General features: G+C 71.1%; 19 protein-coding genes. 18 read left to right on the top strand and 1 reads right to left on the bottom strand.

Going from position 1 to position 13,517, the window contains the following annotated elements; all coding sequences use genetic code 11:
* A partial coding sequence (locus x551_RS12180) for a LysR family transcriptional regulator (RefSeq protein WP_036248690.1) occupies positions 1-821 on the top strand: 821 nt, incomplete at its 5' end.
* Positions 822-835: 14 nt separating this feature from the next.
* Here x551_RS12180 and x551_RS12175 read toward each other — a convergent pair.
* On the bottom strand, positions 836-1,402 hold the full coding sequence (locus tag x551_RS12175; protein WP_036233649.1) for a cysteine dioxygenase: 567 nt from the start codon (positions 1,400-1,402) through the stop codon (positions 836-838).
* A gap of 121 nt (positions 1,403-1,523) precedes the next feature.
* On the opposite strand from x551_RS12175, the gene x551_RS12170 reads away from it, so the two are divergent.
* From x551_RS12170 to x551_RS12105, 17 genes are all read left to right on the top strand, one after another.
* Positions 1,524-1,823, top strand: coding sequence for a YciI family protein (locus x551_RS12170; protein ID WP_011828463.1), 300 nt, complete (start codon positions 1,524-1,526; stop codon positions 1,821-1,823).
* Positions 1,824-1,898: 75 nt separating this feature from the next.
* Positions 1,899-2,429 carry a MurR/RpiR family transcriptional regulator gene (locus x551_RS27385; protein WP_253950366.1) on the top strand — a complete coding sequence of 177 codons (531 nt, stop codon included), beginning with the start codon at positions 1,899-1,901 and terminating at the stop codon, positions 2,427-2,429.
* On the top strand, positions 2,405-2,797 hold the full coding sequence (locus tag x551_RS27380; protein WP_253950365.1) for a MurR/RpiR family transcriptional regulator: 393 nt from the start codon (positions 2,405-2,407) through the stop codon (positions 2,795-2,797). The genes x551_RS27385 and x551_RS27380 overlap by 25 nt, the downstream gene beginning before the upstream one ends.
* A gap of 157 nt (positions 2,798-2,954) precedes the next feature.
* On the top strand, positions 2,955-4,517 hold the full coding sequence (locus tag x551_RS12160) for an alkaline phosphatase family protein (RefSeq protein ID WP_051511988.1): 1,563 nt from the start codon (positions 2,955-2,957) through the stop codon (positions 4,515-4,517).
* Entirely contained in the window at positions 4,484-4,636 is a 153-nt protein-coding gene (locus tag x551_RS26465) for a hypothetical protein (protein WP_155935835.1), read from the top strand. The genes x551_RS12160 and x551_RS26465 overlap by 34 nt, the downstream gene beginning before the upstream one ends.
* The gene (locus x551_RS28010; protein WP_051511986.1) at positions 4,633-5,229 is read left to right on the top strand and encodes an ATP-binding cassette domain-containing protein; all 597 of its coding nucleotides are present in this window, start codon (positions 4,633-4,635) and stop codon (positions 5,227-5,229) included. The genes x551_RS26465 and x551_RS28010 overlap by 4 nt, the downstream gene beginning before the upstream one ends.
* Positions 5,214-5,354: a hypothetical protein gene (locus x551_RS26455; RefSeq protein WP_197028794.1), complete on the top strand. Its 141-nt coding sequence runs from the start codon at positions 5,214-5,216 to the stop codon at positions 5,352-5,354. The genes x551_RS28010 and x551_RS26455 overlap by 16 nt, the downstream gene beginning before the upstream one ends.
* Positions 5,351-5,683, top strand: a complete 333-nt coding sequence (locus tag x551_RS12150; RefSeq protein WP_036233646.1) for a hypothetical protein — start codon at positions 5,351-5,353, stop codon at positions 5,681-5,683. Before x551_RS26455 ends, x551_RS12150 begins: the two co-directional genes overlap by 4 nt.
* Before the next feature lie 2 nt (positions 5,684-5,685).
* Positions 5,686-6,597, top strand: a complete 912-nt coding sequence (locus x551_RS12145; protein ID WP_036233643.1) for an FtsX-like permease family protein — start codon at positions 5,686-5,688, stop codon at positions 6,595-6,597.
* A 34-nt stretch (positions 6,598-6,631) separates the two neighbouring features.
* Positions 6,632-7,060 carry a hypothetical protein gene (locus x551_RS12140; RefSeq protein ID WP_036248683.1) on the top strand — a complete coding sequence of 143 codons (429 nt, stop codon included), beginning with the start codon at positions 6,632-6,634 and terminating at the stop codon, positions 7,058-7,060.
* A gap of 188 nt (positions 7,061-7,248) precedes the next feature.
* A complete protein-coding gene (gene phnD, locus x551_RS12135; protein WP_036233639.1) occupies positions 7,249-8,190 on the top strand; it encodes a phosphate/phosphite/phosphonate ABC transporter substrate-binding protein in 942 nt (313 codons plus the stop codon).
* Complete coding sequence (gene phnC, locus x551_RS12130) at positions 8,177-9,028, top strand: phosphonate ABC transporter ATP-binding protein (protein WP_051511983.1); 852 nt, start codon at positions 8,177-8,179, stop codon at positions 9,026-9,028. Before phnD ends, phnC begins: the two co-directional genes overlap by 14 nt.
* On the top strand, positions 9,025-9,816 hold the full coding sequence (gene phnE / locus x551_RS12125; protein WP_036233635.1) for a phosphonate ABC transporter, permease protein PhnE: 792 nt from the start codon (positions 9,025-9,027) through the stop codon (positions 9,814-9,816). The genes phnC and phnE (x551_RS12125) overlap by 4 nt, the downstream gene beginning before the upstream one ends.
* Positions 9,813-10,634 carry a phosphonate ABC transporter, permease protein PhnE gene (phnE, locus tag x551_RS12120; RefSeq protein ID WP_036233633.1) on the top strand — a complete coding sequence of 274 codons (822 nt, stop codon included), beginning with the start codon at positions 9,813-9,815 and terminating at the stop codon, positions 10,632-10,634. Before phnE (x551_RS12125) ends, phnE (x551_RS12120) begins: the two co-directional genes overlap by 4 nt.
* A 73-nt stretch (positions 10,635-10,707) precedes the next feature.
* Positions 10,708-11,004, top strand: a complete 297-nt coding sequence (locus tag x551_RS12115; RefSeq protein WP_011828464.1) for an AraC family ligand binding domain-containing protein — start codon at positions 10,708-10,710, stop codon at positions 11,002-11,004.
* A 37-nt stretch (positions 11,005-11,041) separates the two neighbouring features.
* Positions 11,042-11,338 carry a DUF4212 domain-containing protein gene (locus x551_RS12110; protein WP_051495799.1) on the top strand — a complete coding sequence of 99 codons (297 nt, stop codon included), beginning with the start codon at positions 11,042-11,044 and terminating at the stop codon, positions 11,336-11,338.
* Positions 11,331-13,430 carry a sodium:solute symporter family protein gene (locus x551_RS12105; protein ID WP_011828466.1) on the top strand — a complete coding sequence of 700 codons (2,100 nt, stop codon included), beginning with the start codon at positions 11,331-11,333 and terminating at the stop codon, positions 13,428-13,430. The genes x551_RS12110 and x551_RS12105 overlap by 8 nt, the downstream gene beginning before the upstream one ends.
* Positions 13,431-13,517 lie beyond the last annotated feature (87 nt).

Below are 13,517 nucleotides of genomic sequence, written 5' to 3'. Positions count from 1 at the left end.
CCGACCGCGTGGCGCGCTCGCAGTCGGCGGCCAGCACCGCGCTGGCCGAGCTGGAGGCGGTGGTCGGCGTGCAGCTGTTCGACCGCGTGGGCCGCCGCGTGCTGCTCAACGAGAACGGCCGTGCGATGCTGCCGCGGGCGCAGAGCCTGCTCGACGATGCCGCCGAGCTGGAGGGGCTGTTCAGCGGCGCGCATGAGGCGCCGCTGCGCGTGGCCGCGAGCTTCACGATCGGCGAGTACCTGTTGCCCGAGCGGGTGTCGCGCTGGATGCTTACCCACCCGGCCAGTCCGGTGCAGCTGCGCATCGGCAACACCCGCGAGGTGGTGGAAGCGGTGGCGGCGTTCGACGCCGACGTCGGCTTCATCGAGGGGCCGCAGACCCACCCCGACCTGGTCGTGCACCCGTGGCTGAGCGACGAGCTCGTGATCGTCGCCGCGCCCGATCACCCGCTCGCGGGGCGGGTGGCCACGCAGCGCCAGCTCGCGCAGGCCACCTGGGTGCTGCGCGAACAGGGCTCCGGGACGCGCCAGGTCGCCGATGCCTGGCTGGTGCAGTACCTGCCGCAGGTGAAGGTGGGCATCGAACTCGGCAGCACCGAGGCCATCAAGCATGTGGTGGCGGCCGGTGGCTGGCTCGGCTGCCTGTCTCGCCACGCGGTCGCGCAGTCGCTGGCCGACGGGCAGCTGGTGGCGCTGGACACGCGCCTGCCGCTGCCGACGCGCCGCCTGTCGATGGTGCTGCGCCGCGACAAGCGGCCCGGCCGCACCACGGCCGACTTCATCCGCCACTGCGGCGGCCAGGCCGGCACGGGCCGCCGCTGACGGCGGCCCTCGGCTCAGCCGCGCACCGGGCTGGAGTAGCCGGAGACGAAATCCTTGGCCGAGCCGCCCTCGGGCGGGAACACGTGGCGGCGGATCTTCCCGATGTTGCCGCCGTAGGCGTGGATGCTGATCGATACCCGGTCGTCGTGGCCGTTGCGCACGCGGTGCACGTCGCCGATGCGCGGCGACACGCAGGCCACGTCGCCCGGCCGCAGGTGCTCCTCGGGGCCGCTCGGGCGCGGCGTGCCGTCGTCGGCCAGCACGTAGGCCTGGGCGCGCTCGGCGCCGCGCAGCATGCCGATCACGCCCCACACCGTGTGGTCGTGGATCGGTGTCTGCTGGCCCGGGCCCCAGACGAAGCTCACCACCGAGTAGCGGTCCTGCGGGTCGGCATGCAGCAGGTACTGCTGGTAGTACTGCGGGTGCGGCTGGGCCATCGCGGGGTCGAGCCAGTCGTCGTGCGCCACCAGCGTGCGCATCAGCGCCTCGACGCGTGGCAGCAGCGCGACCTCCGCGCCGGCGGTCTCGGTCCAGCAGGTGTCCAGGTCCTGGACGAATCGGTCCAGCGGGCCGGTGCTCATGGGGTCTCCTGTCGCAAGTGGGGGCCGCGGTGGCCGATCGCCGGCCGCAGCCTGCGGCGCATTGTGGCGCCGCGACGCCGCAGAATCGAGCCTTCCCTCACCCAGACCTTCCGGAGTCCGCATGCTCTTCGCCCTGCACATGATCGACAAGCCCGCCAGCCTCGAGCTGCGCCAGCGGCTGCGCCCGGCGCACCGGGCGCACCTCGATCTGATCGCCGACCGCCTGGCGATCGCCGGTCCGCTGCTCGACGAGGGCGGCGCGATGGCCGGCAGCCTGATCGTCGCCGAGTTCGCCGACCGCGCCGCGGTCGAGGACTGGCTGGCGAACGAGCCCTTCACGGTCGGAGGGCTCTACGCGCGGGTCGACATCCGGCCGTTCCGCAACGTGTACCCGCAGCGCGCGGGGTTCGCCGAGGTCTGAAGGGCCAGGCGCTATCCTTCGACGCGTCGCCGGCGGGAGCTGCCCCGCCGCGCGGCAAGCCTCGGGACGCTGCACGTGAACAAGAAGCCGGTGAAACGCGAGACGGTGCCGCCGGTCGTGCAGACGATGACGGCCAGCGCGGTGCATTCGCGCATCCACACCCTCTACCCCAGCCTCGGCGCGGCCGCCCAGCGGATTGCCGACTACGTGATCGAGCATTCCGCCGACGTCGTGCACATGTCGGTGACCGAAGTCGCCGAGCGAACCAACGCCAGCGAAGGCAGCGTGGTGGGCTTCTGCAAGCGCATCGGCGCCACCGGCTTCCAGCAGCTGAAGATCCTGCTGGCCCAGGAGATCGTGCGGCCGGTGCAGCTGATCCACGAGGACCTGCAGCCCGAGGACGATGCCGGTGTCGTGATCCGCAAGATCTTCCAGAGCAACGTGCAGACCTTGCGCGACACCCAGGCCAACCTCGACGTGCAGGCGATGGAGAAGGCCGTGCGGCTCATCAAGTCGGCACGGCGCATCGAGATCTACGGGTCGGCAGCGCGGCCTGCATCGCCGAGGACGCGCAGTACCGCATGCTGCGCATCGGGCTCGACGTGAAGGTGGTGATCGACCCGCACATCCAGGCCGTCAGCGCCGCGCTCACCGGGCCGGACGTCGCCGTGCTGACCGTGTCGCACTCCGGCAGCACGCACGAGACCGTGACCGCGACCAAGCTCGCGCGCGAGGCCGGAGCGCGCACGATCTGCATCACCAACTTCGGCAAGTCACCGATCCAGGCCTTCGCCGAAGTGGTGCTGTTCACGATGGCGCGCGAGACCAACTTCACCACCGAGGCGATGACGAGCCGGCTGGCCCAGCTGGCCATCATCGACGTGCTGATCGCCTGCCTCGCGCTGACCGACTACGACCGCGCGGTCGACATCGTGCGCCGCACCTACCAGGTGCTGTCGCTCAAGCGCTACTGAGCCGCCGCGCCCGCGCCACGGTCTGGCGCACGGCCGCGAGCGCGGCAGGAAAACCGCACTTGACGTTGAATAAAGCTCAACGTAGATTATTTATACGCTGAGCTTTACTCAGTTGCGCCGTGCCGATGCCGTCGCCCAAACAACGAGGAGACAAGCCATGACCGGTCTTTCCGGGATTTCTTCGGGGCTGCGTGCCCTGGCCGCGGCCGGCGCGCTGGCGCTGGCATGGCCTGCGGTGGCGGCCGATGCCCCGGCCAGCAAGCCCTTGCCCAAGCTCGTGGTGTTCATGGTGGTCGACGGCTTCCCGCAGGAGCAGCTGGTCAAGTACTACGACCTCTATGCGCGGCGCGGCTTCAAGCTGCTGCTCGACGACGGCGCCTGGTTCAGCAACAACCACTACAGCCACGCGACCACCTACACCGGCGTCGGGCACGCCACGCTGCTGTCCTGCGCGCACCCCTACAAGCATGGCGTGGTCGGCAACGACTGGATCGACAAGAAGAGCCGCAAGCGCGTGTACTCGACCGAGGACGCGCGCCACAAGTACCTGGACGAGGAAACGCCCGAGCACGCCGGCACCTCGCCGTTCAACATGAAGGTCACGACGGTCGGCGACGAGCTGATGTACGCGAACGGCAAGTCCCGGATGATCGCGATCGCCGGCAAGGACCGCAGCGCGATCGGCCTGGCCGGGCAGCTGGGCACGGCCTACATGCACAGCACCACGACGGGCCGCTTCATCACGTCCGACTACTACATGAAGGACTACCCGGACTGGTGGAAGAAGTTCTACGCCGGCAAGCCGCAGGACCGCTACTTCGGCAAGCAGTGGACGATGCTGCTGCCCGAGGAGGCGTACGCGCGTTCGGCGCCCGACGACCGGCCCTGGACCACCAACTACAAGGGCCTGGGCACGCGCTTCCCGCACGCCATCAGCGGAGGCGCCGACCAACCGAACAAGAGCTACTACGACGCGATGCTGTGGACGCCCTACGGCGACGACCTGACGCTCGACTTCGTCAAGGCGGCCGTCGAGGGCGAGAACCTGGGCCAGAACCCGGCCGGCGTGCCCGACATCCTGGCCATTAGCTGGACCAGCCATGATTACGTGAACCACCTGTTCGGCCCCGAGAGCCGGCAGTCGCAGGACCAGACGGTGCGGCTCGACCGCGTGCTCTCGGACCTGTTCGATTTCCTCGACCGGCGCGTCGGGCTGCGCAACGTCGTCGTCTCGCTGTCGGCCGATCACGGCTTCATGAACATCCCCGAGTTCAGCAGCAGCCGCCGGCTCGACGCCGGCCGCATCGACCCCGAGAAGATGGTGGCCGAGGTCAACGCCGCGCTGTCGGCGAAGTTCGGCGACGGCAAGTACATCATCACCTGGTGGAACCCGAATCTCTACGTCGACTACGACCTCATCGCCGCGCGCAAGCTCGACAAGGTGGCGGTCGAGAACGCGGCGCAGGAGTTCCTGCGCAGCTACCCCGGGGTGGAGGCGGTCTACACGCGCACCCAGCTCGAGACCGGACAGCTGCCCGACACGAAGCTCTCCAAGCAGGTGTACCTGGCGTGGCACCAGCAGATCAGCGGCGACATCGTCGTGATGAACAAGCCCAACTGGTATCTGTTCGCCAAGCCCAAGGCTATGCATCGACCCATGGCTCGCCGTGGGCCTACGACACCAACGTGCCGCTGGCGATGTACGGCGGGAGCTGGGTGAAGCAGGGCAAGTTCGGTGATTCCGAGACCGTGGACCTGGGGCGCACGCTGGCGCACATCCTGAACGTGCGGCCGCCCAACGGCTGCGAGGGGCGGGTGCTGACGGAAGCCCTGCGTTGACCGACGCTGCGGCGGTGCGCCCGCCGGAGCGGGTGGCGGCGGTGGAAGCCTACGGGCTGCGCAGGAGCTTCGTGCAGGGCGGCGAGTCCGTCGAGGTGCTCGACATCGCCGCACTGTGCATCCCGTCCGGCGCGATCTACGGGCTGGCGGGCCCCAGCGGCTGCGGCAAGACCACCCTGCTGCACCTGTGCGCCGGTCTGCTGCCGCCGAGCGCCGGTGAGCTGCGGGTGCTCGGCACCGAGCTGCCGCTGCTGCCGCAGCACGCGCGTGACCGCTTCCGTGCACGGCACGTCGGCTACGTGTTCCAGCGCTTCAACCTGATCCCGGCCGTGAGCGCGATCGAGAACGTGCTGCTGCCGATGGCTTCGCCAACGTGCTGCCCGTCGCGCAGCGCCGGGAACGGGCGGAGACGCTGCTGCGGCGCGTCGGACTCGGTCATCGCCTGCACCACCGCCCCGCCGCGTTGTCGCACGGCGAGCAGCAGCGCGTCGGCATCGCGCGCGCGCTGGCCAACCGGCCCGCGCTGCTGCTGGCCGACGAGCCGACGGCGAGCCTCGAAGCCGGTCGCAGTGACGCCGTGCTGGAGCTGCTGATCGAAGTGGCCAGCGAAGCCGGCGCGGCCCTGCTGATCGCGTCGCACGACGCGCGGGTGCTGGGCCGCCTCGAGCACGTGCTGCAGATGCCGGTCTTCAACGGCGTGGCGCCGGCGCCGTCATGAACACCTGGGCGCTGGCCTGGCGCCATGTCGCATCGCGGCCGGCCTCGAACCTGCTGACCGCGCTGGCCGTGGGCATCGGCGTGCTGCTGCTGACGGCCACGCTGGCACTGACGGCCGCCACCCGCGAGAGCCTGCAGCGCAGCGCCGGCGGCTACCAGCTGCTCATCGCCGCCAAGGGCAGCGCGGTGCAGGCGGTGCTGTCGACGCTGTTCTTCATGGACGCACCGACCGGCAACATCCCGACCGCGCTGTACCGGCAGCTGCAGGCGGACGCCGGCGTGACGCGCCTGGTGCCTTCATCTTCGGCGACAGCTACCGCGGCCACCTGATCGTGGGCACCACCCCCGATTACTTCGGGCTGCTCGACGCGTCGGGCCGCGGGCCCGCCGGCGTGAGCGGGGACGATCTCGCGCGACCGTTCGACGCCGTGGTGGGCGCCAAGGTGGCCCGTCAGGCCGGCCTGGCGGTCGGCAGCCGCTTCGTCGCCAGCCATGGCCTCGTCGAGCTGCCGGCCGAACTGGCGACCGAACATGCGGAACGGGCGTACCGGGTGACCGCGGTGCTGCCGGCGACAGGGGCTCCTGCCGACCGCGCCATCTTCACGGCACTCGAGACCGCATGGTCGATGCACGAGCACGAGCACGAGCACGAAGGCGAGGCGGCGCATTCGGCACCTGCGGCGGAGGGCTCGCCGCGCGCGGAGATCACCGCACTGCTGGTGCAGGGGCGCAGCTATGGCGACATGGCGCGCATCGCCGCGTCGCTGGCGCGCGACACCCGCGTGCAGGCGGTGGTTCCCGGCCGCGAGGTCACGCGGCTGCTGCAGTACCTGCGCGCCGGGGAGGAAGTGGTGCTCGGCCTGGCCTGGCTGGCGACGGCGGTCGCCTTCTTCGCCGTCATGCTGGCCATGGCGGCAGCCGGGATCGACCGTCGCCGCCAGATCGCCACGCTGCGTGCGCTGGGCGCGTCACGTGCCACGCTGGCGCGCCTGCTGATCGCCGAATCGCTGCTGATCGCCGGCGCCGGTGCCGCGCTGGGTTTCGTGCTGGGCCGCGGTGCGGCCGCCGCGATCGCCTGGCATGTCGAAGGCAGCCGCGGCTTCTCGCTCCAGCTGACCGGCGTCACGCCGGGCGAACTCGCGGCGCCGGCAGCGGCGCTGCTGCTGGGCCTGGTGGCCGGCGCGGTCCCGGCCTACTTCACCTGCCGCGAGGACATCGCGCCCCACCTGTCGAACGCGCCATGACGAACCGACGCCAGGTCCTTCGTGCCGCCGGCTGATGGCGCTGGCTGCGCCCTGCGCGGGCATCGTGCAGGCGATCGAGGACGCCGCGCCGCTGCGCTTCGGCGAGCTGTACGTCGGCGCGACCTTCCAGGAGGGCATCGGTGCCGGGCCGGTGCTGAAGCTATCGGCCAAGGCGCTCGCTCTGTCGGGCCGGCGCGTCACGATGGTCGGCTTCATGGACGGGATCCTGCCGCGCGACGGCATGTACTTCATGCTGATCAAGGAGCCGTCCTTCCTGTGTCCGTTCCACACGGTGAGCTTCGACTGGGCCGGCTTCGTGCCGATCTTCGTCGCGCGGCCGGTGGAGTACGTCGACGGGCCGGTGCGCGTGACCGGGCGCTTCGAGGCCGGCGGCAAGACCGACGAGATGGGCCTGGTCAGCCATGTGCGGATCTACGACGCGCAACTGACGCGTGTCCGATAGCGCCACCGCGCGGTCGATGCTGCGCTGCACCGCGAGGTGCATCATGGTGCTTACCCGCAAGGCGAAGCATGGCTTCGTCGCCGGATCGCGGGTACGCTTTCCCGACATCGATGCGCGACGAACCGATGCGCCCGCGCGCCCTGCGCCGCGCCGGGTGCGTCGAGCCGCTGCGGGGGTCCGGGACGGATATGAAACAGCTCCTGTGCGCCGCGCTCGCGGCGCTCGCGACGTTCACCGGCAGTGCCATGGACGCGCGCTATGCCGACGCCGACGGCGACCTGGTCGCCGACACGCCCGCCAACCCCGCGGCGCGCGTGGACCCGTCGACGCTGGTGTTCGCCTACACGCCGGTCGAGGACCCGGCCGTCTACGCCAAGGTCTGGGACGGCTTCATCCAGCATCTCGCCCGCGCGACCGGCAAGCGGGTGCAGTTCTTCCAGGTGCAGGGCAATGCCGCGCAGATCGAGGCCATGCGCGCGGGGCGCCTGCACGTGGCCGGTTTCAACCCCGGCTCGATCCCGCTGGCAGTCAACTGCGCCGGCTTCGTCCCCTTCGCGGTGATGGCCACCCGTGAGAACCGCTTCGGCTATGCGATGGAGCTCATCACCCACCCCGGCAGCGGCATCCACCGTCTGACCGACCTCCGTGGCAAGAAGATCGCCTTCACGTCGGAGACCTCCAATTCCGGCTTCAAGGCCGCGTCGCTGCTGCTGCGCGACAAGTTCGACATGAAGGCCGGACGGGACTACCAGCCGGTGTTCTCGGGCAAGCACGACAACTCCATCCTCGGCGTCGCCAACGGCCACTACCCCGCGGCGGCGATTGCCGATTTCGTGCGCCTCGGCATGGAGCGCCGCGGGCTGGTGAAGCCCGGGCAGACGGTGGTGCTCTACACGTCGGAGTCGTTCCCGACCATCGCCTACGGCCATGCGCACAACCTGACCCCCGAGCTGGCGACGAAGGTGCGCCAGGCCTTCTTCTCGTTCGACTGGCGCGGGTCCGCACTGGCGGGCGAGTTCGGGCGCGGCGATCCACCGCTGGAGAAGTTCCTGACCGTCAGCTACCGGGAGACCTGGCGGATCGTGCGCGAGATCGACCAGGCCATGGGGGTGAGCCATGCCTGCCGCTAGCGCCGCGGCGCGCGCGCCGGCGCTGCTGGAGCTGCGCGGGCTGCACAAGCGGTACGCGAACGCCGAGGCTGCGCTGGTCGACGTGAGCCTGCGGCTCGACGCCGGCGAGGTGGTCGGCCTGATCGGCCCGTCCGGCGCGGGCAAGTCCACGCTGATCCGCTGCGTGAACCGCCTGGTCGAGCCCACCGCGGGCCAGGTGCTGTTCGGCGGGCAGGACGTGCGCGGCCTGTCGCATGTGGCGCTGCGTCGGGTGCGTTGCCTGATCGGCATGGTGTTCCAGAACCACGCGCTGATCGACCGCCTCACGGTGATGGAGAACGTGCTCTCCGGACGTCTCGGCAGCACGGGCTTCTGGCGCAGCTGGTTTCGGCGCTTCAAGCCGGCGGACATCGGCGAGGCCTACCGGCTGCTGGCGCGGCTGGGCCTGGCGGGCCTGGAGAACCAGCGGGCCGACGCGTTGTCGGGGGGCCAGCGCCAGCGTGTCGGGCTGGCCCGTGCGCTGCTGCAGCAGCCGCGGCTGCTGCTGGTGGACGAGCCTACCGCGAGCCTCGATCCGCGAAGCTCGCGCGAGACCCTGCGCCTGCTGCTCGAGCTGTGCCGCGAGCACGGCATCGCCGCGATCGTCAGCAGCCACGACGTGCGGCTGGTCATGGAGCTGCTGCCGCGCATCGTCGGGCTGCGTGACGGATCGGTGGTGTACGACGGTCCGGCCGCGGCCCTGACGGCAACGGAACTCGAACGCATCTACGGCCGTGACGACGAGCCGCCGCCGCAGCCCCCTCCGGCCCCGGCCGACCCGCGCCGCGTGGCGTCGGCCCTCGACGTGGCGCTGGAATGACGGCGCTCGCATGGCGCAGGCCGCCGTGGATCCGCCGGCGCAGCCACCGGTGGGCGCTGGCGGCCGGCGTCGGGCTCTACCTGCTGCTGGCGCTCGCGACGCTGGAGATCGACACCGAACGTCTGGCCGAGGGATTGGCGCGTGGCGCCCGCTTCGTCGCCGCATTCGCGCGGCCCGACTTCGTCTCTCGAAGCGACGACCTGCTGGCCGGTTTCCGCGAGAGCCTCACGATGGCGATCACCGCCACGGCGGTCGGCATCGTGCTCTCGCTGCCGCTCGCGGTCGGCGCTTCGCGCAATCTCAGCCCGCGCTGGATCTACCTGCCGTGCCGCGGCGTGATCGCCGTGTCGCGCAGCTTCAACGAGGTGATCGTCGCGATCCTGCTGGTGGTGCTGTTCGGCTTCGGGCCGTTCACCGGCTTCCTGACGCTCAGCTTCGCCACGGTCGCTTTCATGGCGAAGCTGCTGGCCGAGCGGGTGGAGGACATCGAGCCCGGTCAGCTCGAGGCCTTGCGCGCCACCGGCGCCGGCTTCCTGCAGCAACTCGACTTCGCGGTGCTCTCGCAGATCCGGCCGCGCCTGGTCGGGCTGTCGCTGTACCGGCTCGACATCAACTTCCGCGAGTCGGCGGTGATCGGCGTGGTCGGCGCCGGCGGCATCGGCACGACGCTGCACACCGCGATGGACCGCTACGAATACCGCACCGCAGCGGCCGTGATCGTCGTGATCGTGGTCGTCGTGGCCGCCACGGAACTGCTGTCGGGCTGGCTGCGTCGGCGGGCGCTGTGACGACGACCCGTCCGCCGCCGGCCGGACCCGCCCGCTGGCGGCGGCGCAGCACGCGCGCCGAATGGCTGGGCTACGCCGCATGGGTCCTCGGGCTGTGCGGGGTCTGCGCGGCGTTCCAGGTGATGACGCAGGAGACGATCTGGGGCTTCGTGCTGGATGCGCCGGCGCAGGCCGCCGACATCGGCGCACGCATGCTGCCGCCCGACTGGGACTTCATGGCGCAGCTGTGGCAGCCGTTGTGGGAGACCTTCAACATCGCCACGCTCGGCACGCTGCTCGGCGGCGCGCTGGCGCTGCCCATCGCCTTCCTGGCCGCCCGCAACACGACGCCGAGCCGCCGCCTGCTGCGGCCGGCGGCGCTGGCGGTCATCGTGGCCTCGCGGTCCATCAACTCGCTGATCTGGGGCCTGCTGCTGGTGGCGGTGCTGGGCCCTGGCGTGGTCGCCGGCATCGTGGCCATCGCGCTGCGCTCCATCGGCTTCATCGGCAAGCTGCTGCACGAGGCGATCGAGGAGATCGATCCGCAGCCGCTCGAGGCGATCACCGCCACCGGCGCCGCCGGCGCCCAGGTCATGGCCTGGGCGGTCGTGCCTCAGGTGGCTCCGGCAGCGGCGGCCATCGGCATCTTCCGCTGGGACATCAACATCCGCGAGTCGACCGTGCTCGGACTGGTCGGTGCCGGCGGGATCGGCATGAAGCTCGATGCGGCGCTCGGTGTGCTCGCCTGGCCGAAGGTCGCGATGCTGCTGCTGTGCGTGCTGGTCACCGTGGTCTTCAGCGAATGGCTGAGCGCGTGGGTGCGCCGCCGGCTTCGTTAGGCAGGCGGCGCACGCGCTGCAGCGCCGCCGCAGGCAGAATCCGCATCCACAGCAACCGACAGCGGAGTCGCCCATGAGCGCCGTCACGTTCCCGGAATTCAAGGCCGCCGCGCTCGCGCGAGGCTACGACGAGGTGATCGAGCGCAGCTGGCAGCCGCTCGTCGCGCTGGACACGCATACGCACCCGTTCTCGGTCGAGGCCCTGGTGGTCCAGGGCGAGATGTGGCTGACGGTGGACACGCAGACCCGCCACCTGCGCCCCGGTGACCGCTTCGACCTGGCGCACGACGTGCCGCACGCCGAGCGCTATGGCAGCGAGGGCGCGACCTACTGGGTGGCCCGACGCAACGCCGCTGCGGCCGCATCCTGAGCGGCGCTGCAGACGCGCCGCAACGCAGGAGCAGGGCATGGAGGGACCGGCGGACCCCGAGCGCCCGAGGCAGGCGCGCCATTGGCGGCGCGTGCTGCGCCTGACGGCCGCGCTGGTGGCGCTGTGGGCCGGCGTCACCGTGTTCTTCCCCGGTCTGGCGCAGGTCCTGCCGGACAGCGTGGCCGGCTTTCCGCTCGGCTACTGGATCGTGGCCCAGGGCGCGCTGCTGGTCTACCTGGCCATCGTCGTGGGCTATGCGCTGACGATGGAACGGCTGGACGCGCGCTTCCACGCCGACGAGCCGGCGCCGCCCGGGGAGCGCGGGCTTGGCTGATCCGGCCCGCGGCTTCGAGCGCCGGCTGCACCGCATCTACGGTCTGTTCGCGCTGGGCGTGCTGGCCTTCGTCGCGCTGGTCGGCATGGTCGATCGCGGCGGCGGCCGGCACGGCTGGGTGGGCGCCACCTTCCTGATCGCGACGATCGGCGTCTATGCCGTCATCGGCCTGCTGTGCCGCACCACCGACGAGACCGAGTACTTCGTCGCCGGCCGGCGCGTGCCGGCGATGTACAACGGCATGGCCACCGCGGCCGACTGGATGTCGGCCGCCTCCTTCATCGGAACCGCCGGCGTGCTCTACCTGCAGGGCTTCGCCGGCCTCGCCTACATCCTGGGCTGGACCGGCGGCTACTGCCTGGTCGCGGTGCTGCTGGCCCCCTACCTGCGCCGTTTCGGGCAGTTCACCATCCCCGATTTCCTCGGCGCCCGCTACGGTGGCTCGCTGCCGCGCCTGGTCGGCGCGGCAGCGGCGGTGCTGGTGTCCTTCGTCTACCTGGTGGTGCAGATCTACGGCGTGGGCCTGGTCACCTCGCACCTGGCCGGCTTCAGCTTCGAGATCGGCGTGTTCGTCGGCCTCGGGGGCGTGCTGGTGTGCTCCTTCCTCGGCGGCATGCGGGCGGTCACCTGGACCCAGGTCGCGCAGTACATCGTGCTGATCGTGGCCTACCTGGTGCCGACGGTGTGGCTGTCGGTCAAGCAGACCGGCAACCCGGTCGCGCCGTTCGCCTACGGGGCTCAGTTGCAGCAGGTGAGCGAGCGCGAGCGCCAGCTCGTCGCCGACCCGCGCGAGCGCGAGGTGATGGCGCGCTATGCGCAGCGCGCCGCCCAGGCCGACGCCAAGCTCGGCAATGTGCGGGCCAGCATGGAAGAAGACGACCGCCAGCTGTCGGCGCAGATCGCGCAGTTGCGCGCCGAGGCCGCGCCGCTGGCCCAGATCCAGCAGCTGCGGCGGATGCAGGCCACGCTGCCGCGCAACGAGGAAGACGCTCGCGAGAGCTATGTGAAGGCACGCGACGAGGCCGCTGCCCGGGCCCGGCCGCTGGGCGGGCTGCCGCCGCATGCCGGGCCGGTGCGCACCGTGGCCGACGGCACGGATGCGCCGCCCGGCAGCGCCGATGCGACGGAGAGCTCGGCCCGGCGCAACTTCCTCGCGCTGGTGCTGTGCCTGATGGTCGGCACCGCCGCGATGCCGCACGTGCTGATGCGCTGCTACACCACGCCGTCGGTGCGCGCCGCGCGGCGCTCGGTGGGCTGGGCGCTGTTCTTCATCCTGCTGCTCTACCTGATGGCACCCGCGCTCGCGGTGTTCGTGAAGCACGAGGTGCTGACGCACGTGGTGGGCCTTCGGTTCAGCGAGCTGCCGGGCTGGCTGCTGCGCTGGTCGCGGTTGAGCGGCTCGCTGGTGTCCGTGGAGGACGTCAACGGCGACGGACTGCTGCAGTTCGGCGAGCTCAAGTTGAGCAGCGACATGATCGTGCTGGCCGCCCCGGAGATCGGCGGGCTGCCGAGCGTCGTGACCTACCTCGTCGCGGCTGGCGGCCTGGCCGCGGCGCTGTCCACCGCCGATGGCCTGCTGCTCACGATCTCCAATTCGCTGTCGCGCGACGTGTACTACCAGTCGGTCAACCCGCAGATCAGCCCGGCGCGCCGCGTGCTGATGGCGAAGATGGTGGTGCTGCTGGTCGCGCTGCTGGCGGCCTATGTCGCGTCGCTGCACATCGCCCAGGTGGTGCCACTGGTCGCGGCGGCGTTCTCGCTGGCGGCCGCGGCCTTCTTCCCGGCGCTGGCGCTGGGCATCTTCTGGCCGCGCGCCAACGGCATCGGCGCCTCGTCCGGCATGCTGGCCGGCCTGGGCCTGTGCGTCTACTACATGGCGGTCAACTTCGAGATGGGTCGCGCGCTGTTCGGGCTGGGCCCACCCTCGGTCGCGACCCGCTGGTTCGACATCCATCCGGTCGCGGCGGCCGTGTTCGCGGTGCCGTTCGGGCTCGCGGTGGCCGTGGTCGTGAGCCTGCTGACGAAACCGCCCGACGCCGAGCGGATGCGCTGGCTCAGGAACCTGCACACGCCCCAGCCCGGCGAGCGCTGAGGCCGCGAGCGACCCGCCTCGCCGCTCAGCTGCCGACCGCGGCCTGCCCAGGCGCGACCGTGCCCACCACCCCGGCCGGCGCGTCCC

Source organism: Methylibium sp. T29 (assembly GCF_000576205.1).
In the GTDB taxonomy this organism is placed as follows: Bacteria; Pseudomonadota; Gammaproteobacteria; order Burkholderiales; family Burkholderiaceae_C; genus Methylibium; species Methylibium petroleiphilum.
This window is presented reverse-complemented; position numbering and strand designations above follow the sequence as displayed.

Excerpts from the sequence above, each read along its gene's own strand:
- x551_RS27380 (WP_253950365.1), top strand. The coding sequence starts at position 2,405 with ATGCTGCGCATCGGGCTCGACGTGAAGGTGGTGATCGACCCGCACATC.
- phnC (WP_051511983.1), top strand. The coding sequence starts at position 8,177 with ATGCCTGCCGCTAGCGCCGCGGCGCGCGCGCCGGCGCTGCTGGAGCTG.
- x551_RS12170 (WP_011828463.1), top strand. The coding sequence starts at position 1,524 with ATGCTCTTCGCCCTGCACATGATCGACAAGCCCGCCAGCCTCGAGCTG.
- phnE (WP_036233635.1), top strand. The coding sequence starts at position 9,025 with ATGACGGCGCTCGCATGGCGCAGGCCGCCGTGGATCCGCCGGCGCAGC.
- phnD (WP_036233639.1), top strand. The coding sequence starts at position 7,249 with ATGAAACAGCTCCTGTGCGCCGCGCTCGCGGCGCTCGCGACGTTCACC.
- x551_RS12175 (WP_036233649.1), bottom strand. The coding sequence starts at position 1,402 with ATGAGCACCGGCCCGCTGGACCGATTCGTCCAGGACCTGGACACCTGC.
- x551_RS12150 (WP_036233646.1), top strand. The coding sequence starts at position 5,351 with ATGAACACCTGGGCGCTGGCCTGGCGCCATGTCGCATCGCGGCCGGCC.
- x551_RS12115 (WP_011828464.1), top strand. The coding sequence starts at position 10,708 with ATGAGCGCCGTCACGTTCCCGGAATTCAAGGCCGCCGCGCTCGCGCGA.
- x551_RS12110 (WP_051495799.1), top strand. The coding sequence starts at position 11,042 with ATGGAGGGACCGGCGGACCCCGAGCGCCCGAGGCAGGCGCGCCATTGG.
- x551_RS12160 (WP_051511988.1), top strand. The coding sequence starts at position 2,955 with ATGACCGGTCTTTCCGGGATTTCTTCGGGGCTGCGTGCCCTGGCCGCG.
- x551_RS12140 (WP_036248683.1), top strand. The coding sequence starts at position 6,632 with ATGGCGCTGGCTGCGCCCTGCGCGGGCATCGTGCAGGCGATCGAGGAC.